This window comes from Burkholderia sp. BKH01 (assembly GCF_025685725.1).
Taxonomy (GTDB): Bacteria; Pseudomonadota; Gammaproteobacteria; order Burkholderiales; family Burkholderiaceae; genus Burkholderia; species Burkholderia pyrrocinia_C.
This window is the reverse complement of the sequence record NZ_JAOTQT010000007.1, coordinates 20,387-38,481: the sequence shown is the minus strand read 5'-3', so window position 1 is coordinate 38,481 and position 18,095 is coordinate 20,387. Positions and strand designations below refer to the sequence as shown.

At 67.4% G+C, this 18,095-nt stretch carries 19 protein-coding genes; 3 read left to right on the top strand and 16 right to left on the bottom strand.

Features of this window, described 5'->3' with window-relative positions; all coding sequences use genetic code 11:
* Window positions 1-9: 9 nt before the first annotated feature.
* From OEJ37_RS13450 to OEJ37_RS13430, 5 genes are all read right to left on the bottom strand, one after another.
* A complete protein-coding gene (locus OEJ37_RS13450; protein WP_263344526.1) occupies window positions 10-1,059 on the bottom strand; it encodes a C45 family autoproteolytic acyltransferase/hydolase in 1,050 nt (349 codons plus the stop codon).
* A gap of 20 nt (window positions 1,060-1,079) precedes the next feature.
* Window positions 1,080-1,808, bottom strand: coding sequence for a glutamine ABC transporter ATP-binding protein GlnQ (gene glnQ, locus OEJ37_RS13445; protein WP_263344525.1), 729 nt, complete (start codon window positions 1,806-1,808; stop codon window positions 1,080-1,082).
* Window positions 1,805-2,461, bottom strand: coding sequence for a glutamine ABC transporter permease GlnP (glnP, locus tag OEJ37_RS13440; protein ID WP_175917783.1), 657 nt, complete (start codon window positions 2,459-2,461; stop codon window positions 1,805-1,807). Before glnP ends, glnQ begins: the two co-directional genes overlap by 4 nt.
* 66 nt (window positions 2,462-2,527) lie before the next feature.
* Window positions 2,528-3,280, bottom strand: coding sequence for a glutamine ABC transporter substrate-binding protein GlnH (gene glnH, locus OEJ37_RS13435; protein ID WP_047903570.1), 753 nt, complete (start codon window positions 3,278-3,280; stop codon window positions 2,528-2,530).
* Window positions 3,281-3,752: 472 nt separating this feature from the next.
* Window positions 3,753-4,124, bottom strand: a complete 372-nt coding sequence (locus OEJ37_RS13430) for an MAPEG family protein (protein ID WP_174420448.1) — start codon at window positions 4,122-4,124, stop codon at window positions 3,753-3,755.
* A 302-nt stretch (window positions 4,125-4,426) separates the two neighbouring features.
* Between OEJ37_RS13430 and alr the strand changes: the two genes are divergently transcribed.
* Complete coding sequence (alr, locus tag OEJ37_RS13425; protein WP_263344524.1) at window positions 4,427-5,548, top strand: alanine racemase; 1,122 nt, start codon at window positions 4,427-4,429, stop codon at window positions 5,546-5,548.
* Between the two features lie 168 nt (window positions 5,549-5,716).
* Here alr and OEJ37_RS13420 read toward each other — a convergent pair whose 3' ends face one another.
* From OEJ37_RS13420 to OEJ37_RS13405, 4 genes are all read right to left on the bottom strand, one after another.
* Window positions 5,717-6,511, bottom strand: a complete 795-nt coding sequence (locus OEJ37_RS13420) for an enoyl-CoA hydratase (RefSeq protein ID WP_263344523.1) — start codon at window positions 6,509-6,511, stop codon at window positions 5,717-5,719.
* A 136-nt stretch (window positions 6,512-6,647) separates the two neighbouring features.
* On the bottom strand, window positions 6,648-7,097 hold the full coding sequence (locus tag OEJ37_RS13415) for a DUF3592 domain-containing protein (RefSeq protein ID WP_175917779.1): 450 nt from the start codon (window positions 7,095-7,097) through the stop codon (window positions 6,648-6,650).
* Window positions 7,098-7,107: 10 nt separating this feature from the next.
* Window positions 7,108-7,326 (bottom strand): hypothetical protein, encoded by a 219-nt coding sequence (locus tag OEJ37_RS13410; protein ID WP_263344522.1) that lies wholly within the window; start codon window positions 7,324-7,326, stop codon window positions 7,108-7,110.
* Between the two features lie 197 nt (window positions 7,327-7,523).
* Window positions 7,524-8,963: an MFS transporter gene (locus OEJ37_RS13405; protein WP_263344521.1), complete on the bottom strand. Its 1,440-nt coding sequence runs from the start codon at window positions 8,961-8,963 to the stop codon at window positions 7,524-7,526.
* Between the two features lie 133 nt (window positions 8,964-9,096).
* Here OEJ37_RS13405 and OEJ37_RS13400 point away from each other — a divergent pair, with 133 nt between their 5' ends.
* Window positions 9,097-9,978 carry a LysR family transcriptional regulator gene (locus OEJ37_RS13400; protein ID WP_174420442.1) on the top strand — a complete coding sequence of 294 codons (882 nt, stop codon included), beginning with the start codon at window positions 9,097-9,099 and terminating at the stop codon, window positions 9,976-9,978.
* 31 nt (window positions 9,979-10,009) lie between these two features.
* Here the strand turns inward: OEJ37_RS13400 and OEJ37_RS13395 are convergent, their stop codons facing one another.
* The 6 genes from OEJ37_RS13395 to OEJ37_RS13370 all read right to left on the bottom strand — a co-directional run bounded on the left by OEJ37_RS13395 (window position 10,010) and on the right by OEJ37_RS13370 (window position 15,709).
* Complete coding sequence (locus OEJ37_RS13395; protein ID WP_006486240.1) at window positions 10,010-10,375, bottom strand: response regulator; 366 nt, start codon at window positions 10,373-10,375, stop codon at window positions 10,010-10,012.
* Between the two features lie 36 nt (window positions 10,376-10,411).
* Window positions 10,412-11,371, bottom strand: a complete 960-nt coding sequence (locus OEJ37_RS13390) for a chemotaxis protein CheX (RefSeq protein WP_175917776.1) — start codon at window positions 11,369-11,371, stop codon at window positions 10,412-10,414.
* Window positions 11,372-11,393: 22 nt separating this feature from the next.
* Window positions 11,394-11,966 (bottom strand): hypothetical protein, encoded by a 573-nt coding sequence (locus tag OEJ37_RS13385; protein ID WP_175917775.1) that lies wholly within the window; start codon window positions 11,964-11,966, stop codon window positions 11,394-11,396.
* On the bottom strand, window positions 11,963-12,703 hold the full coding sequence (locus OEJ37_RS13380; RefSeq protein WP_411859264.1) for a methyl-accepting chemotaxis protein: 741 nt from the start codon (window positions 12,701-12,703) through the stop codon (window positions 11,963-11,965). Before OEJ37_RS13380 ends, OEJ37_RS13385 begins: the two co-directional genes overlap by 4 nt.
* A gap of 10 nt (window positions 12,704-12,713) precedes the next feature.
* Window positions 12,714-15,098, bottom strand: a complete 2,385-nt coding sequence (locus OEJ37_RS13375) for an MCP four helix bundle domain-containing protein (protein ID WP_263344520.1) — start codon at window positions 15,096-15,098, stop codon at window positions 12,714-12,716.
* Window positions 15,099-15,376: 278 nt separating this feature from the next.
* Window positions 15,377-15,709 carry a hypothetical protein gene (locus OEJ37_RS13370; RefSeq protein WP_263344519.1) on the bottom strand — a complete coding sequence of 111 codons (333 nt, stop codon included), beginning with the start codon at window positions 15,707-15,709 and terminating at the stop codon, window positions 15,377-15,379.
* A gap of 67 nt (window positions 15,710-15,776) precedes the next feature.
* Here OEJ37_RS13370 and OEJ37_RS13365 point away from each other — a divergent pair, with 67 nt between their 5' ends.
* The gene (locus OEJ37_RS13365) at window positions 15,777-16,460 is read left to right on the top strand and encodes an alpha/beta hydrolase (protein ID WP_263344518.1); all 684 of its coding nucleotides are present in this window, start codon (window positions 15,777-15,779) and stop codon (window positions 16,458-16,460) included.
* Window positions 16,461-16,512: 52 nt separating this feature from the next.
* Here the strand turns inward: OEJ37_RS13365 and OEJ37_RS13360 are convergent, their stop codons facing one another.
* Complete coding sequence (locus tag OEJ37_RS13360; RefSeq protein WP_263344517.1) at window positions 16,513-18,018, bottom strand: amino acid permease; 1,506 nt, start codon at window positions 18,016-18,018, stop codon at window positions 16,513-16,515.
* Between the last annotated feature and the right edge of the window lie 77 nt (window positions 18,019-18,095).

Sequence of the window (18,095 nt, the reverse complement as noted above, 5' to 3'; positions counted from 1 at the left end):
CCTCATGGATCAGGACGCGCCGTGCGCGCGCCCGGACGGCACGATGCGCGTCGCGAAACGCTGCGTGCCGTGCTGGTGAATGGTGAAATCGATCGCCGCCGCGCCGATCGCGAACACCGCGGTTCCGAGCGTGTTCTCGTCGTCCGGGTCGGCCGGGTCGTCGCGATAGATCGGCAGCCCTTCCGGCGCGCGATCGCCGAGCACGCGCAGCAGCGCGGCTTCGTGGATCGCGTCGATGCCGGGCGTCAGCGCGTCGACGCGCCGCTGGCGGTCGGCCGACGATTGCGTGACGATCTGTGCTTCTGCTTCGCAACCGGGATGCACGAGATGGTTCGCATGGCCCGCGAGCCGCGCGACGTCGATCACCGAACAGCGCGCGGCGCTCGCTTCGATGCTCAGCAGCCGCGCATCGCCGGTCGCGCCGAGCGTGTGATGAAAGCCGCTCGCGCGTGCATGCAGGCGCAGCACGTCGGCTGCCGCGTCGAGCGACGTCGCGTCGAGCACCGCGCGCGCGAGGATCATCCGCGGCACGCCGGGTGCCGGCGTGCGGATCCGCAGGTTGTTGATCGCCTGCGCGATGCCCGCGCGGTTCGCGGCAAACGTATGGCCCGGCAGCGAACCGGGGTAGTAGAAACTGATGAAGCCCGGCTTGCCCGCAGGCTGCACGTCGACGAGCAGGCAGCGCTCGCGCAGGAACGGGTCGCCGTCCTCGTTGTGCGCGATCCAGCGCGTGCCGTCCGCGCCGCGCGCGGCGAGCGTCGTGCAACCGTCCGGCGCGTTGTGGATCAGCTCGCCGCGGCAGTTCCACAGGAAGATGTCCTCGGCCGGCCAGCCGACGCCCGCCGCGATCCCGTCCAGTTCCGCGACGAGATCGGGATACGCGGCCAGCGCGGCCTGCCGCAGCGCGCCGACGAACGGATGGCCGCGCCAGCGGCGCACGGCCTGCCACGCGCTGCTCTGCTGCATGTACGCATCGAACACGGGACGGGCGAGTTCACCGAGGCGCACGCCGATGTCGAACGGCGCGCCGGCGATGACGGGGGTAAGGGAAAGCGGCATGTCGAATGTTTCGGTTTCGTTCAGGACACGTGTTTCAGGAACTCCTTCAGGCGCGGCGTCGGCGGCCGGTCGATCAGGTCGACCGGATGGCCGTCCTCGGCGATGCCACCCTGATCCATGAACAGCAGGCGCGTGCCGACCCGCTTCGCGAAGCCGATCTCGTGCGTGACGACGATCATCGTCATTCCTTCGGTAGCAAGATCCTGCATCACTTTCAGCACTTCGTGGCGCAACTCCGGATCGAGCGCCGACGTCGGCTCGTCGAACAGCATCAGCCGCGGCCGGATCGCGAGCGCGCGCGCGATCGCGACACGCTGCTGCTGGCCGCCCGACAGCTCGGACGGGTAATGATTCGCGCGCGATTCGAGGCCGACCTTGTCGAGCAGCGCCATCGCCTGGTCGCGTGCTTCGGCGCGCGATGCGCCGCGCACCTGGGTCGGCCCGAACATCACGTTCTCGAGCGCGGTCATTTGCGGAAACAGGTTGAACTGCTGGAACACCATGCCGGCTTCGAGCCGGATGTTGCGGATCGTCGTCGCGTTGCCGCGCACGCTCTGGCCATCGACGAGCAGTTCGCCGCCGGTGATTTTCTCGAGCGCGTTGATACAGCGCAGCATCGTCGACTTGCCCGAACCCGACGGACCGATCACGACGACCACCTCGCCCGCGTCGATCTTCAGGTCGATGTGCTGCAGCACCGGCACGTGGCCGAAGCTCTTCGACACGTTCTGGAATTCGATAATACTCATAGAATTCTCATGCTCCTTTCGACGAGCCGCAGCGTCAGCGTCATCGCGCCGGTCAGCAGCAGGTAGATGACAGCAACGGCGCTCCAGATCTCGACCGCCTGGAAATTGCCCGCGATGATTTCCTGCCCCTTGCGCGTCAGTTCGCCGACGCCGATCACGATGAACAGCGACGTGTCCTTCAGGCTCACGATGCACTGGTTGCCGAGCGGCGGAATCAGCCGCCGGAACGCCAGCGGCCCGACCACCTTCAGCAGCACGCGCGGCATCGACAAGCCCATCGCGAGCCCCGCTTCCGTCAGCCCCTTCGGGATCGACAGCAGCGCGCCGCGCACCACTTCCGCGAGATACGCGCCGGAGTTCACCGTGATCGCGATGATCGCGGCCGTCAGGCCGTCGATGCGGATGTGCGCGAGCAACGGCAGCGCGAAATACAGGAACATCACCTGCACGACGATCGGCGTGCCGCGAATCAGTTCAATGTAGACCTGTGCGAGCACGTTCATCGCCTTCGGTCCGTATGCGCGGAACATCCCCGCGACCATCCCGACGATGAACCCGCCCACCAGCCCGAAAAATGCGATGAACACCGTCAACCGGACCCCGTCCATCAGGTCCGGCAACGCCGCCCAGATCGCCGACCAATCGAAATTCACTTGTCGCTCCCCGTTCGAATCAAGACCGGCGCGGCCGCACGGCCGCGCGCTGTTGCGCCGTCACGCTCACATCTTCGGCGGCTCGGCGCCGAACCACTTCTTGTAGATCTGCGCGTAGCGGCCGTCGGCCTTGATCTTCACGAGCGACGCGTTGACCTTCGGCACGAGCGGGCTGCCCTTCGGAAAACCCATCCCGTACTTGTCGCCGCTGACCGGCTGGCCCGCGACCTGCACCTTGCCCTTGCCTTCGTTGTTCACGAAGAACAGCACGTTCGGCGTGTCGTGCATCGCCGCGTCGACACGGCCGGCTTCAAGCGCGAGGTAGGCCTGGTCGATGTTCGGGAACTGGCGGATCTCCTTCGGCTTCAGGTGCGCCTTGATCCAGTCGATCGTCGCGGTGCCCGTCTTCGCGGCGATCACCTTGCCGTTCAGGTCGTCGATCGACTTGATCGTCGTGTTGCCGGTCTGCACCATCGCCGCGAGGCCGCTGTCGTAGTACGGCGCGGAGAAGTCGATCGCCTTCTTGCGCTCCTCCTTGATCGTCATCCCCGACAGCGCGACGTCGATGTTCTGCGTCTGCAGCGCCGGGATCAGGCCCGCGAAATCCATCGGCTGGATCGTGTATTTCCAGCCCTGGTCCTTCGCGATCTCCGCCCACAGGTCGAGATCGAAGCCGACGTACTTGTCACCCTGCTTGAACTCGAACGGCATGAACGACGTATCGGTGCCGACGACGAGCGTCTTGGTATCCGCGTGCGCGAGGCTTGCGCCGAGCGCGGCAACGACCGCGACGGCTTTCAGGAAGGAACGGCGACTCATGGTTTCTCTCCGCATGATTGAGCGATGTAGCCGGCCAGCCGGCCGGCGGGAACGACGACATCAGGCCGCACCGCAACATGCGATGTCAAATTAGATCTTAGTGCAACATGTGTTGTCAACGGCGATACTACGACAACAAAAAAGTACGCAACGGGGAATTTCATCGAGACAAACCCGGGCCGCGCGGGCCGAATAGATCGGAGGAATGGGGAGATGGCCGGGGCGGAGCGCCCGAGCCGGGTCGCGCCGCGCGGGCAGATGGCTGGACGTGAAGCGAGGATGGCGACGCTTGGTGCGGGCCGCCGGGTTTGCCATCCCGAGCGACGGGTGCGGCGGGATGACGGCAGCGCAACCGCGAGCGCATTCGCCACGGGCCGCATGCTCGTTCGTGCCGCGTGTCAGCGGCGTTTCAACGCGGCGGCGTGCCGGGGTGGCCGCACCCGCGAAGCCGGCATCGCCTCTTGACGGCCCGTTACGGCGTGGCGAAGAACAGCGCGACGACGCACGCCATCCCGGCGAACCACACGAGCGAACGCAGCGACGCCCAGTTCAGCAGGTACATCAGCGTATAAGCGACGCGGATCGCGACGAAACCCATCGCGAGCTGGTCGACGTGGTGCGCGTTCGCGCCGTTGTGCCACGCGACCACCAGCGCGGCCGTGAACAGCGCAAGCGCTTCCCACGCGTTCTGGTGCGCGGCCTGCGCCCGCGCGCGCCAGCCTTCGAGTTTCGCCAGGTAGTCGCGCGGCGTGCGGTTGTCGTAGCCCTTGCGCGCCTTGGCCAGGAACGTCAGCGGGAACGGCAACAGCGCCACGATGAACAGGCACAGCTGGGACGTCGTCATCAAAGTCTCCTCCTTTATGATTACATTGTTCAATGACAAGATCGCCGAGAGCTTAGCATTGCGCCGCGCCGTTCGCGCACCGGTTTTCTAGACGGGAGACTCGGCTGCACGTGCCGCCGACGGCCGCGGCCGGCGTGGCCCGCCACCCAAATTTCCACCAAATCATCCACAAATACGTTAATAAAAACTGGTCGAACACCAATAAGATAGCGCTCATCACTGGCTTGGCGCGTCACCGCGCCAGCCTTGCCGATCCGGGCGCGCCGCCGCGCGCCGAACGACATCCGACCCGAGCCATCGCCATGCCCCGTCCCATCGTCGCCCATATCCGCCCCGACGCCATCCGTCACAACCTCGACTTCATCCGCCGCACCGCCGCGCAATCGCGCGTGTGGGCCGTGATCAAGGCCAACGCATACGGTCACGGCATCGAGTGGATCTACCCGGGCCTCGCGGCCGCCGACGGCATCGGTCTGCTCGATCTCGACGAAGCCGTGCGCGTGCGCGAGCTCGGCTGGGACAAACCCGTGCTGCTGCTCGAAGGGATCTTCGAGCCGGCCGACGTCGAGCTGGCCGATCGCCACCGGCTGACGGTGGCCGTGCACTGCGACGAGCAGCTCGACCTGCTGATCGCCGCGAAGCCGCGGCAGCCGATCGACATCCAGCTCAAGATGAATTCGGGAATGAACCGGCTCGGCTACCGGCCCGCCGCGTTCCGCGCCGCGTGGGAGCGCGCGGCGAGCGCACCGTCGATCGGCAAGATCACGCTGATGATGCATTTCGCGAACGCGGACGAAGGCGAGGTCGACTGGCAGCTCGATCAGTTCGACGCGACCACGGCCGGGATTCCGGGCGAGCGCTCGGTGTCGAATTCGGCGGCCGTGCTGTGGCATCCGCGCGCGCACCGTGACTGGGTGCGGCCCGGCACGATCCTGTACGGCGCGTCGCCGACGGGCGCGGCGCGGCATATCGCCGACACGCCGCTGATGGCCGCGATGACGCTGACGAGCAGGATCATCGGCGTGCAGACGCTGTCGCCGGACGAAACCGTCGGCTACGGCCGCCGCTTCACGGCCGACCGGCCGATGCGGATCGGCGTCGTCGCGTGCGGCTACGCGGACGGCTATCCGCGCCACGCGCCGACCGGCACGCCGATCGCGGTGGACGGCGTGATGACGCGCGTCGTCGGCCGCGTGTCGATGGACATGCTGACCGTCGACCTGACGCCGTGCCCGAACGCGGGCATCGGGTCGAGCGTCGAGCTGTGGGGCGACCAGGTGAAGGTGGATGATGTCGCGGAAGCCAGCGGCACGATCGGCTACGAGCTGATGTGCGCGCTCGCGCGCCGCGTGCCGGTCGTGCTCGTGCCGCCCGGCGCATCGACCGCGCAGCCGGCGCTGCGGACCGGGAGCTACGGACGCTAATCGACGTCGATGCCGCGGCGCACTACCGCGCCGCCGCGCATGCCGCTTCACTTGCGGGCCGCCTCGGGCGGCCCGTTCGCGTTCCGGCGGACGGGAAACCCGAGCCGGAGAAAACGCGTTGGTTACGGCGCTTCCGCGCCGCTCGACATGCACATCCGGGGCGTGCTCCTACGAACGCCACGTCGGCTTCCGCTTCTCGAGGAACGCGTCGATCCCTTCGCCCGCATCCTCTTCCATCATGTTGCGCGCCATCACGTCGCTCGCATACGCATACGCTTCGTCGAGCGGCAACTCGCGCTGGCGGTAGAACATCTGCTTGCCGTAGCGCACCGCGGCCGGGCTCTTCGCGACGATCTCAGCGACCTTGCGCGCGACGGCCGCATCGAGCGCGTCCTCGGGCACGGCCTCGTTGACGAGCCCCCACGCGGCGGCCGTCGCCGCATCGACGAAGCGCCCGGTCACGAGCATGTCGAACGCGCGCTTCGCCGTGACGTTGCGGCTCAACGCGACGGCCGGCGTCGAACAGAACAGCCCGACGTTGATGCCCGATACCGCGAAACGCGCGGTATCCGCCGCGATCGCCAGATCGCACGCGGCGACGAGCTGGCAGCCGGCGGCCGTCGCGATGCCCTGCACACGCGCGATCACCGGCACCGGCAACGCGCGCATCGCGAGCATCACGCGGCTGCACTGCGCGAACAGCGAGCGGTAGTAGTCGAGCTCCGGCTTGCCGCGCATCTGCCGCAGGTCGTGGCCCGCGCAGAACGCCTTGCCTTGCGCGGCCAGCACGACGCAGCGCACGTGCGGATCGGCCGCCAGCGCACCGAACGCGTCGTGCAGGCTCGCGAGCATCGCTTCGGACAACGCGTTGAACTGCTGCGGCCGGTTCAGCCGCAGCGTGACGACGCCGTCGCGCACCTCGCGCAACAGGATCGGCTCGGCAGTCTCTTGATCGGGTTCCATGATGTTTCGCTCGACGGGTTCGGCAGGATTGGAGGCGGCACGAACGGGCGGCGACGGCACACGCGCGTTCGCGGCATGTCGATGAAATGGTCCTCCACATTCCGCGCGGCGTCCAGTCGCGGCGCGGCGCTGGCGGTCACGGGTGCAGGCGCCCGCTACGCCACGCGCGCACGCCCGACCACAACTGCCCGACGCCACCGAGGAGAAAGACGGCACCGATGCCGCCGAAGGTCAGCACGCCGCCCCAGATCGCGCCGAACGTATTCATCCGCGCGGTCATCGCGGGCGCCTCCGGCGCGTAGCGCACCTCGACCGTCGCGCCGTCCGGCACGCTGACATCGCCGCCCTGCGGGTATTCGACATGCTCGCCCGCGAGCGTCGTGAACGCGATCTGCGGATGATGCGGGCCCGCGTTCAGCTTGACGACGCGGCCCGGCACGACGACCGACGTCCGCAGGAACTCGCGCGTCGACTGCGCGTACATGGCGACACCGATCAGCAGGCACGTGCCCGCCACGGTGAACACGACGCCCTTCACGATCGGCATCTCCGTGTGCGGCGCGGCGCGGCGGGATTCGGACGCCATCGCACCGGCCCTACGGACGTGACTGATGGAACGACACGTCGATCTTCGACTGCGTCTTGCAGCGGTACATCACGCCGCGCCCCGTTTCGTCGGTCACGCCTTCGTACGGGCCGTTGCAGCCCGTGACCTCGTACTGCGCGAACGGGATGCGCTTGCCGTCCATCGGTGCAGCCACCCGTGCCGCGCATGCGCCGCGCGCAAGCACTGCCCGATCGACTTTGATTTTCATCGGAATCCCCGTTCCTGATTGTCATGGATGCCGGGCGTGATGCGTGTGACGCGCAGGCACGCCGCCCTCGGCATTCGGCAGGATACGGACATCGCGGAGCGCTGTAAATTGCGCGTCGGCCGCCGCTACCCGCCGCCCGCGATCGACTGCCGCAGCCCGATGTGCGCGGCGTCGCGTTGAAAACGACAGCGCGCGCTTCAGCCGCGCCGCCCGGCGCCTTTCGCCGCGCCGGCACGCGTCGTCAGCGCTGCCAACGCAGCTATCGCATAGGCAGCCGAACTGACCGCCGCGACCGCCCATAGCGACGCCGCCGGGTTCGGCAGCAGCATCGTCGCGGCGCCGGCGATGGCCACCCCGAGCAGGCTTCCGGCCTGCCTGGCTGCATTGAGAAACCCCGACGCCACGCCGGCCGCGTCCGCCGGCACCTGATCGAGCACCGTCGATATCATCGGCGCCACGGACAGCGCGGTTCCGGTGCCGAACGCCGCCATCGCCGCCCAGGTCACCGGCCACGGCGCGCGCATCGCGAGCGCGCCCGCCAGCGCCACGACGGCGAGCGTCGCCATGCCGAGGCCACCCGACATCAACCGGGCCGCACTGGCACGTCCGTGCAGCTTTCCGGACAGCAGGTTGCCGAGCGACAGGCTCAGCGCGAGCGGCAGCAGCATCAGGCCCGTCTGTCGCGCATTCAGGCCGACGCTTCCGTGCAAGTACAGGCTCAGCACGAACAGCAGGCCGAAGTAACCGACATAGACCAGGCCGCCCATCAGGTTCATCGCGACGAACACGCGATTGCGAAACCACGCGGGCGGCACCATCGGCTCGCGGACGCGCCGTTCGACAACGACCAGCACGGCTGTCGCAAGCCCGGCGGCCAGCATCGCCCCCCAGACGGCCGGCGCACCGAGGCCGCGCGTCGGCAGCTCGATCGCGGCAAAGCACAGCGCCCCAAGCGCCGCCGCACTGGTGAACTGGCCGGCCCAGTCGAAACGACGCGTGTGCCGCGAAGCCGGCATACGCACGAGCAGCGCCGCCCCCGCGAACGCGGCCGCGCCGGTCGGCACGTTGACGAGGAACGCGCTGCGCCAGCCGAAGCCCTCCACCAGGATGCCGCCCAGCACGGGCCCCACGGACGCCGCGACCGACGCGATGCCGGCCCATACGGCAATCGCCCTGGCCCGCTCGGCCGGCACCTCGAACGTACCGCGGACGATCGCGAGCGATGCGGGGAGAAAAAGCGCCGCGCCCACGCCTTGCACGAATCGCGCGGCCACGAGAACCGCCACGGACGGCGCGAGACCGCAGGCCGCCGACGCACCGACGAAGAGCGCCAGCCCGGCCAGGTAAACGTTCGCGGCGCCGAACCGGTCGGACGCCGTGCCGCCCGCGAGGATCAGCGCGGCAAAGCTGAGCGTATAGGCGTCGACAATCCACGCGAGGTGCGCGACCGTCGCGCCGAGGCTGGCGCGCATGGCGGGCAGCGCGACGTTGACGATCGTCGTATCGAGCACCGCCATGAACATCCCGATCGCGACCAGCGCAAGCGTCAGGTGGCGGCCGCGCGCGGTCGGGCGGCTTGCCGTCGCCACGGGTGCGGGTACAGGTACGGCAACGGAGGTGGATTGACAGTCGGTCATGAAAAACTCCAGGTCGATGCCGGGAGTCTAGAAACCGTGCGCAATGCAGAAAAGTGGTAATTTCGCATCCAGATGATGCAGAATTGCATCTCCTCTTCCGCCACCGCCTTGCCTCGCGAAACCACCGATCCGCATGAACTGGGACAACGCCCGCTTCTTTCTGGCCCTGGCTCGCACCGGCACGCTGCGTGCCGCCGCAGCGCAACTGAACGTCGATCAGGCAACGGTGGGACGCCGCATCGGTGCGCTGGAGGACGAACTCTCCGCGCGCCTGTTCCTGCGCACCCCGGCCCTCTACGTGCTGACGACCGCGGGTGAAGCGTTGCTCGAGCCCGCCGAAACGATGGAACGCGCGTCGCTGACGATCGAGCGCCGCGTGATGGGGCTCGACGACCAATTGTCCGGATCCGTCCGGATCGCGACGACCGACTCGCTCGGCAAGCGTTTCGTGATTCCGGCCATCGCCCGCCTGCGCCACAGGCACGCCGGGATCGATGTCGCGTGCGTGACGTCCACGGAAATCGCCAACCTCACGCGGCGCGAAGCGGATCTCGCGATTCGCACGTTGCGTCCGGAATCGCCGGACCTGATCGTCAGGCGGCTCGCGCATCTGGAAAGCGGCATCTATGCGTCCCGCGGCTATCTGGCCGAACGCGGCGAACCGACTCCGGGCCATGCGTTCGAAGGACACGATCTCGTGATGTACCAGCAGCCGGTGATGCCGACGATGTGGGATGCGCTGTGCGGCGAACCGACGTCGCGCGGCCGCGTGATGTTCCAGACATCGTCGACGATGATGCTGGTCGAGGCCACGCTCGCGGGGCTCGGCGTGGCGGAACTGCCCTGTTTTCGTGCCGACCTCGAGCCGCAACTGGTACGCGTCATGCCGCGCCGATGCAACCACTTCGACGTGTGGCTCGTCGCGCATGCGGATCTCTACAAGACAGCGCGCATCCAGGCCGTGATCGAGGCCGTCGTCGACGAATTCTCGTCCGCCGGCCCGTCGTCCCGGTAACGCCCCTGCCCGCGGCGCGCGCGGCCCGCCGTCAGCCCGCGAGCTTCTTCAGCGCGTCGAGCACCGCGTCGCCCTTGAACGGCTTCACGATCCAGCCCTTCACGCCGGCCGCCTTGCCGCGCTCCTTCATCGCCGGGCTGCTTTCGGTCGTCAGCATCACGACGTTGACCGCCGTGTTCGCCAGTTCGCCGCGGATCTTCTCGACCATCGTCAGGCCGTCCATGTTCGGCATGTTCACGTCGCTGATCACGAGGCGCACGCCGGGCGTCGCCTTGAGCTTCGCGAGCCCGTCCTTGCCGTCGACGGCCGTCGCGACGTCGAGCCCGTGATTGCGCAGGAAGCCCGCGACCTCGTCGCGTACCGTGCCCGAATCGTCGACCACCAGAATCTTTGCCATGTCGTATTCCCCTTCCTTTCTTTCGGACTTCAAAATTCAAAACAATTCGAGTTCACCCGATTCGACCATCGGCCCCACGTCCGGCACCGATTCGCGGAAATCCTCCGGCGACCAGCTTAGGCTGAACACGAAACGCTGGTCGAGACAGACGGAGCGCCCCGATGCCGGGTCGGTCATCCGGTACTTGAAGCAAAGCTGCGGACAGTCGCCGCCGAACGAGATGAACTTCTGCTTGTGATTGACGACGAGCGGCACCTGCACCGGATGGCGCGCGAGCGCCTCCGCATCGCCGAGATAGCGGTTCTTGAACGCGCCCCACACGAGGTTGGTCAGCTCGCCGAGCACGCTGTTCACGTCGCGGAAATCCGGCGCACGGCCGCTGTCGCGCGTGCCGCCGATCATGTCGAGCAGCGGCTGCTCGCTCGTCTGCAGCAGCATGTAGCCGCGGCACCACGCGCTTTCGAGCGCGATCAGGCTGAACACCTCGCCGAAGATGATCTGGTCGCGGACGATGCACGGCGTTTCGTGCTCGATCGTCATGCCCGGAAACAGGCTGTCGATGCGCGCCTCGGTGATCTCCGAGATGCCGCGCACGAGCGCGTTCGGGTAGTCGCGGCCGAACAGGTATTCGTCGATCGCGCGCTTGAGCGGCGTCATGTCGTCCGCGACGTAGGCCGCGCATGCCACCCGTGCGAGCGCGTCGGGCAGCCCGTCGCGCGATGCGAGCGATTCGCGGCGCAGGATGATCGGCAGCTCGGGCCGCAGCGCATCGATCTGCGTCGCGATGATCGCGCTCTCGACCGGCGAGCCGCCGTAATCCTCGGCGAGCAGGATCGCGCCGAGATCGATGTTCGAGCGCAGCACCTTCAGCAGCCGGCTGCGCCGCACGGTCAGGCCGACCAGGTTGTGCTCGTCGCAGAAACGCTTGATCGCGTCGGCATGCGTGCGGCTGTCGTCGAGCACGAGCACCTTGCTGACGGGTTGGTCTTCGGTCATCTCAAGCCTTCCTAATGGTCGATCAGAACAGTTCGAGCTCGCCGCCGGTGTCCACCGTGGCCGTTTCCGGCACATGGAAATCGACCGGCGCGTTCGCGCACACGCACAGCGTCGCGCCGACCCGCACGTCGCCGTCGAGCGTCAGATCGTAGGCGGCCACGTAATCGGGCGCGAGTGCGGGCAGGCAGTCGATGCTCGCGCCGCCCAGCAGGCAAGGCGTCGACATTCCTAGATCGGGAAACGACACGGTCAGCGCCTGGTTGATCGCGCCGCAGCACAGGTTCGCGACTTCCATGAACGCTTCGGGCAGCGGCCGCTGGCCGCTCGCGCCCGCCGTCGCGCCGGCAAAATGGCCGCGCGTCGCATCGTCGTCGCTGAAGCGCAGCGCGAGCAGCAGGCGGAAATGCAGCGCCGAGATCGTCAGTACCACGACGTACTCCGGCACCTTCGGTTTCGATCGCGAAGTCGCCCGCGCAGGATCGTGCGGATCGGCGGCCGACGGCCGGATGTCGCACGCGCCGCCGGACGCGAGCCGCGTGCGCGCCGCATCAAGGAAGATCCGCTCGAAGCCGGCTTTCGCCTGAGCGCTGATCACGCTGCCTCTCCTTCGATCCGCGTGTGCAGCTGCCCGGCCAGCGTCTCGACCGTCGCGAGCGCGGCCGTGATCATCTTGCCGCCGGCCTGGATGTCCTGGAACGTCGCGGCCGTCACGAGATCGTTGCGGTTCAGGCTGTCGCGATAGCTGTTCGACAGTTGCTGCGAGCGTGCGGCCAGCCCGCGCACCTCGCTCGCAACGATCGAGAAGCCGCGCCCGGCCGTGCCCGCACGCGCCGCCTCGATCGACGCGTTCAGCGACACGATCGACACGTGCGCGACGATCGCCGACAGCTCCTGGTTCTTCGAGCGCATGTCCTGGTTCTGCGTGGTCAGCGAGATCATCTGCTCGTGCCAGCGCTCGAACGTGCCGGCGAGCCCGCGCAGGCGCGCGGCTTCGTCGGCGATCTTCATCGCATGCTGCGCGAGCGCGGCGCGGTCGGCCGACAGCGCCTGCAGCGCGTCGCGCTGCGTGCCGGCCGCGGATGCCTCGCGCGCCAGCGCGTCCTCGAGTTGCGTCTCGCGTTGCGCCCATGCGTCGGCGGCCTCGGCATGTGCCGACGCCGCTTCTGCCGCCCTCGCGGTGGCCGCGTCGAGCGCGCCGCGCAACGCATGCACGTCGCGTTCCATCGCCGCAACGAGCCGCTTGCGCGTTACGCGAGACACGACCGCCGCCGCCACCGCGACGACGAAGCCGCCCGCCAGCGCGGCGGCAATCTGGATCATCCACGCCTGCACGATCACGCCATCACTCCGCTGCGCCGACGTCCGCGGTGCGCGCGCGCTCGTGCGCGGCACCGTGACCGGCACCGTCCGCCGCGAAGCGCGCCGGCAGCGACACGATCGTCTCGAACGCGCGATACGGCGCGCCGACGCGATCGTCGGTGAAGCGCAGTGCGATATCGCCGCCGTCGCGCTTCAGGAAGTTGCGCACCGCGTCCATGCCGACGCCACGGCCCGACACCTCGGTTACCGCGTGCGCGGTCGAGAAGCCCGGCCGGAAGATCAGCTCGGCCACCGCTTCGTCGGTAAGCGCCGCTTCGTTGTCCGCATCGATCCACCCGCGCTCGCACGCGATGCGGCGAATCCGGTCGAGCGCGAGGCCGCGACCATCGTCGCTCAACACGAACCACAACTCGCCGCCGCCCACGCCGACCGCGATGTCGATCGTGCCGGACGCCGCCTTGCCGGCCGCGCGCCGTTCTTCGGACGATTCGATCCCGTGGTCGATCGAATTGCGCAGCAGGTGCATGAACACGTTCTTCAGCGTCGCGCCGATCTCGCTGCGCACGCGATGGCCGTGGCTGTCGATATGCACGACGGGCGCCGGCTTGCCGAGTTCGGCCGCGAGCGACGGCAGCGACTCGATCACGCCGCCGAGCGCGTCGCCGATGCCCTGCGTGCCGAACTGGCTCAGCATGCGGCGCACGGCATCGCGTGCCGCCTGCCAGTCGTTCGCGTTCGCCGGATCGGCGCCATCGAGCACACGCAGGCTCTCGCTGATGTGCGCGCGTTCGACCATCAGGTAGTCGGCACCGCCCTGCGCCGGTTCGCCGCTGCGGCCGAGCGTGACCGCGTTGATCGTCGCATAGCGGTCGACGGCCTCGCGCACGCGGGCCAGGTCGTCCATCAGCGCATCGCGGTTCCACTCGGGGCCGCCGTCCGCGCGGCGCAGCGTTTCGTATGCCTGCTCCGCTTCGTGGACGATGTTCGTCAGGTGCTGCAGGCTGTACGTGCGCGCATTGCCCTTGATCGTATGCATGTTGCGGAACAGCGCCGCGACGATCGAGTGATCGGCGCGCTCGTGCTGGCGGATCATCCGCTCGTTCTCGCTGAGGAAGCCGTTCGCGCTGTGCACGAAGTCATGGAACTTGTCCTGGCTGATCGACAGGATCTCGCCGATCATCTCGAGGCGGCGCTGCTGCTCGCCGGCCTGTGCGGTCAGCTCGCGAATCTCGGTCACGTCGCGCACGCACAACATCAGGCGCACGACCGTATCGGTCTCGTCGGTGATCGCCGACCAGCTCAGGTCGAGCCATTTCTCGCGGCCGTCCGGCATCCGCTTCGCGACTTCGTTGACGAGCAGGTGCGCGTTGAATTCGAAGTTCATGCTGTCTTCGCCGAGGCATGCGTGCACGGCCGCATCGACCTGCGAGCGCGCGTCGGCACCGATCGCCGAATCGTCGAACACGAGCGCCATCAGGTCGCGGCCCGCGATGTCGTTCGTCTCGAAGATGGTTTCGAGGTACGCCGAATACTCCGCATGCACGACGCCGCCTTCGACGACGGTCAGGATCCCCTGCTGCATGTTCTGCAGCATCGCCTGGATGTCGGCCGTCTTCTGCTTGAGCTGCGCGGCGTTCTCCTGGATCTTCTCGATCATCCCGTTGAACGCGACGATCGAATGGCCGATCTCGTCCATCCGGCCCACCGGCACGCGGCGCGTGAAATCCTGGCTCGTCGCGATCTCGCTCATCATCGTCTGCATCCCGATCAGCGGACGCGTGATCTGGCGATACAGCACGAAGCCGAGCGCGGTCAGCAGCACGATCACCGTGCCCGCGACGCCCGAGATCGCGGTTGCCGTCGTCGCGAGCATCCCGTTCAGCGCGCTGATCGCGTCGTCCTTCTGGCGGTTCTTCTCGACGCGCAGCGTGCCGACGATGCTTTCGAGTTCGTCGCGATACTGCGCGACGTTCGCGAACAGGTAGGCCTGCGCCATCTCGGCCTTGCCGTCCGCCTTCATCTTGACGGTGTCGTCGATCGCCGCGAAATAGTTCGCGGCGCTGTCCTTCGCCTGCGTGACGAGGCCCTCCTGCGCGCGGCCGACCGCCGATTTCGCCTGCACGTCGAGTGCGGCGCGCAGCGCGGCCTGCTTCGCCTTCAACTCGTCGCGCGCCTGCGCGGCGGTATTCGCGTCGGGCGCGTAGACGAGCGTCATCGTCGCGATCTGGATGTTCTTCACATCGGCGACGAGATCGGCCGACGCGAGCGCGCTCGGCACGATACCCCGGGTGACCTGGCGCACTTCGGACGCGCTCTTGCGCGTCTGGTACACGGCATAGATGCCGATCGCGGACAGCGCAAAGAACGTCAGGACGACTAGCAGCGTAATGCGATGACGGATGGTCATGAGTACAGCTCCCCGCAGCGATCCGGCTTCGATCGCCCTTTGGTCTATTGAAAGAATATGAGCGGCGAATTATCGGGGATGGTGTATGACTGTCCGATGACCGTTAATCAATCGATCATTGAGAAAATTGGAATGATTAATTGCGGCGGGAAAAAACTAAAGTTTTTCGCTGTTTTGCCGTTAACGTCTGGGCTCCAGCGCCCATGCCGATGCTGGCTTTTCCGAATCGGCGGGGTAGCGGATATTCATTTTTTTATTCGCCCACCGGTAATCCGAACCTATTGAATATCGGTAAAACGTTTACGCATTATCCACGAACCGGTTTGTTCCGGAATTTTTTTATAATCGATGCGTCGTTCGGTGAGCAGATTCGTCAATGCGCGAGCGCGAACCCTCCTCTCGGCAGATCCGAACCTGCATGCCATGCCGTTCAGCTTTCGCGGGGCACGGCGAGCCGGTCTTCGACTTGCAGCCCCGGGCGCGCTCGACTGGCCTGTCGCCAGCGGATAGTTCGGCCTGCGGCCCGCGCCGTGCTTCGCGAAATCGACAATCTGTCCCTCGATATGAACCGCGACCGAATTCATTCCTTCCAGGAAACAATCAATCGCCACCCGGCGATTCACCTCTCCGGCCGCACGCTCTAGACTGTCGTATCGTTTCCCTTTCCGGACCCACGCGATGACCGACGTCCTGCCGCTGACCACCGATCCCGATTCGGGCCTCCAGTACCGGCTGCGCCCGGCTGCCGGCCGCCCCGCCGCCCGCCTGTTGCTGCTGCATGGCGTCGGCGGCAACGAAACCAACCTGCTGAACGTGGCCGATGTGATCGATCCGCGCATCGAGATCGCGTTCGTGCGCGGCCCGCTCACGTTCGAGCCCAATCAGCACGCGTGGTTTCCGGTGCGTTTCGGCCCGAACGGCCCCGAAATCGATGCGGCCCGCGCGGACGCCAGCCGCGTGCAACTGATTACGCTGCTGCGCGCCTTGCGCGCGCAGGACGGCGCGGGCGCCGCGTTGCCGACCGTGATCGCCGGCTTCAGCCAGGGCGGCATCATGAGTGCGAGCGTCGGCCTCACGTCGCCGGCCGACGTCGCCGGGTTCGCCGTGCTGTGCGGCCGCATCCTGCCGGAAATCGATCCGCTGATCGCGCCGCGCGATGCGCTTCGCCCGTTGCATGCGCTGATCGTGCACGGCCGCTTCGACGACAAGCTGCCCGTCGCATGGGCCGACACCGCCGATGCAAGACTCACGGCGCTCGGCGTCGCGCACGACACGCGGCTTTACGCGGCCGGGCACGAATTGACCGCGGAGATGGCCGCCGATTTCGGCCGATGGGTTTGCGAACGCACCGGGTTGAACTGAGCGCACCGGTGAAGCCGGCCCGCGAACGGACCGGCTTCACCGGCACGTACCGTCACGCGTTCTGCGCAGGATCCGCGACGGCGCGCACGGCCGCGGGCACCGCAACGGCCTGCTCACGCTCGGCACCGCGCTTCGCAAGCTTCCAGCCGATCACCAACGCGAGCACGACAACCGGAATCGTCGCGACGGTCCACGTGCCGCCCGGGTAGTCGAACGCCATCAGCACCAGCACGCCGACGAGGAACGCGAGCGTGAGCCACGACGTGAACGGCGCGCCGGGCATCCGGAACGATACGGCCTTCAGCTCGCCGCGATTGACCGCGCGGCGGAACAGGATCTGGCTCATCACGATGAAGCCCCACGTCGTGATGATCCCGAGCGACGCCATGTTCAGCACGATCTCGAACGCCTGGGCCGGCACGATGTAGTTCAGCGGCACGCCGATCGCATTGATCGCGACCGTGATCAGGATCCCGCCGTACGGCACGCCGCGCGCATTCATCCGCGACACGAAGCGCGGCGCCGACCCGCCCATCGCGAGCGAGCGCAGCACGCGCCCCGTCGAATAGAGGCCTGAATTCAGGCTCGACAGCGCGGCGGTCAGCACCACGACGTTCATCACCGTGCCGACGTACGGCACGCCGAGCTTGCCGAAGAACGTCACGAACGGGCTTTCGTGCGAGCTGTATGCGGTCCACGGCAGCAGCAGCGTCAACAGCACGACCGAACCGACGTAGAACAGCGCGATACGCCACATCACGCCGTTGATGGCCTTCGGCAGCACCTTGCGCGCATCGGCGGTCTCGCCCGCCGCGACGCCGACGAGCTCGATGCTCGCATACGCGAACACGACACCCTGCACGATCAGCACGGCCGGCAGGATGCCGTGCGGAAAGATCCCGCCGTGATCCGCGACGAGGTGAAGCCCCGGCATCTGGCCGGCAACGGGATGGCCGCTCGCGAGGAACACGGCGCCGACCGCGAGGAACACCGCGAGCGTGCCCACCTTGACGAGCGAGAACCAGAACTCCATCTCGCCGAACACCTTCACGCCGATCATGTTCATCACCGACACGATCCCGAGCGCGCCGAGCGCGAACACCCACTGCGGCACGTCCGTGAACACGGCCCAGTACTTCATGTAGATCGCGACCGCGGTGATGTCGACGATGCCGGTCGTCGCCCAGTTCAGGTAGTACATCCAGCCCGCGACGAACGACGCGCGCTCGCCCATGAACTCCCGCGCATACGACACGAAGCTGCCGCTGGTCGGCCGGTGCATCACGAGCTCGCCGAGCGCGCGCATGATCAGGAACGCGAACACGCCGCAGACGAGATACACGAGCGCCAGTGCGGGCCCCGCGCTCTGCAGGCGGCCGCCCGCGCCGAGAAAGAGGCCGGTGCCGATCGCACCGCCCATCGCGATCATCTGCACGTGCCGCGGCTTCAAATGCTTCGCATAACCGGCTTCGTGCGATGCGAACATCGCGTCGGGATCGGCGTGACGGGAATCCGCGCCGCCGGCCGCATCGGCCGGCCGCTCGCTGGTGTGTTTCATGTTGTGTCTCCGTGTATTGATGTGTCGCGCCCCGCTCCGGGGCGCTTTTCGAACGGCCGCGCGCGGGCTGCCGGCGG

Excerpts from the sequence above, each read along its gene's own strand:
- OEJ37_RS13375 (WP_263344520.1), bottom strand. The coding sequence starts at position 15,098 with ATGACCATCCGTCATCGCATTACGCTGCTAGTCGTCCTGACGTTCTTT.
- glnH (WP_047903570.1), bottom strand. The coding sequence starts at position 3,280 with ATGAGTCGCCGTTCCTTCCTGAAAGCCGTCGCGGTCGTTGCCGCGCTC.
- OEJ37_RS13390 (WP_175917776.1), bottom strand. The coding sequence starts at position 11,371 with ATGACCGAAGACCAACCCGTCAGCAAGGTGCTCGTGCTCGACGACAGC.
- OEJ37_RS13410 (WP_263344522.1), bottom strand. The coding sequence starts at position 7,326 with ATGAAAATCAAAGTCGATCGGGCAGTGCTTGCGCGCGGCGCATGCGCG.
- OEJ37_RS13415 (WP_175917779.1), bottom strand. The coding sequence starts at position 7,097 with ATGGCGTCCGAATCCCGCCGCGCCGCGCCGCACACGGAGATGCCGATC.
- OEJ37_RS13420 (WP_263344523.1), bottom strand. The coding sequence starts at position 6,511 with ATGGAACCCGATCAAGAGACTGCCGAGCCGATCCTGTTGCGCGAGGTG.
- OEJ37_RS13360 (WP_263344517.1), bottom strand. The coding sequence starts at position 18,018 with ATGAAACACACCAGCGAGCGGCCGGCCGATGCGGCCGGCGGCGCGGAT.
- OEJ37_RS13430 (WP_174420448.1), bottom strand. The coding sequence starts at position 4,124 with ATGACGACGTCCCAGCTGTGCCTGTTCATCGTGGCGCTGTTGCCGTTC.
- alr (WP_263344524.1), top strand. The coding sequence starts at position 4,427 with ATGCCCCGTCCCATCGTCGCCCATATCCGCCCCGACGCCATCCGTCAC.
- OEJ37_RS13395 (WP_006486240.1), bottom strand. The coding sequence starts at position 10,375 with ATGGCAAAGATTCTGGTGGTCGACGATTCGGGCACGGTACGCGACGAG.
- glnQ (WP_263344525.1), bottom strand. The coding sequence starts at position 1,808 with ATGAGTATTATCGAATTCCAGAACGTGTCGAAGAGCTTCGGCCACGTG.
- OEJ37_RS13400 (WP_174420442.1), top strand. The coding sequence starts at position 9,097 with ATGAACTGGGACAACGCCCGCTTCTTTCTGGCCCTGGCTCGCACCGGC.
- OEJ37_RS13405 (WP_263344521.1), bottom strand. The coding sequence starts at position 8,963 with ATGACCGACTGTCAATCCACCTCCGTTGCCGTACCTGTACCCGCACCC.
- OEJ37_RS13450 (WP_263344526.1), bottom strand. The coding sequence starts at position 1,059 with ATGCCGCTTTCCCTTACCCCCGTCATCGCCGGCGCGCCGTTCGACATC.
- OEJ37_RS13365 (WP_263344518.1), top strand. The coding sequence starts at position 15,777 with ATGACCGACGTCCTGCCGCTGACCACCGATCCCGATTCGGGCCTCCAG.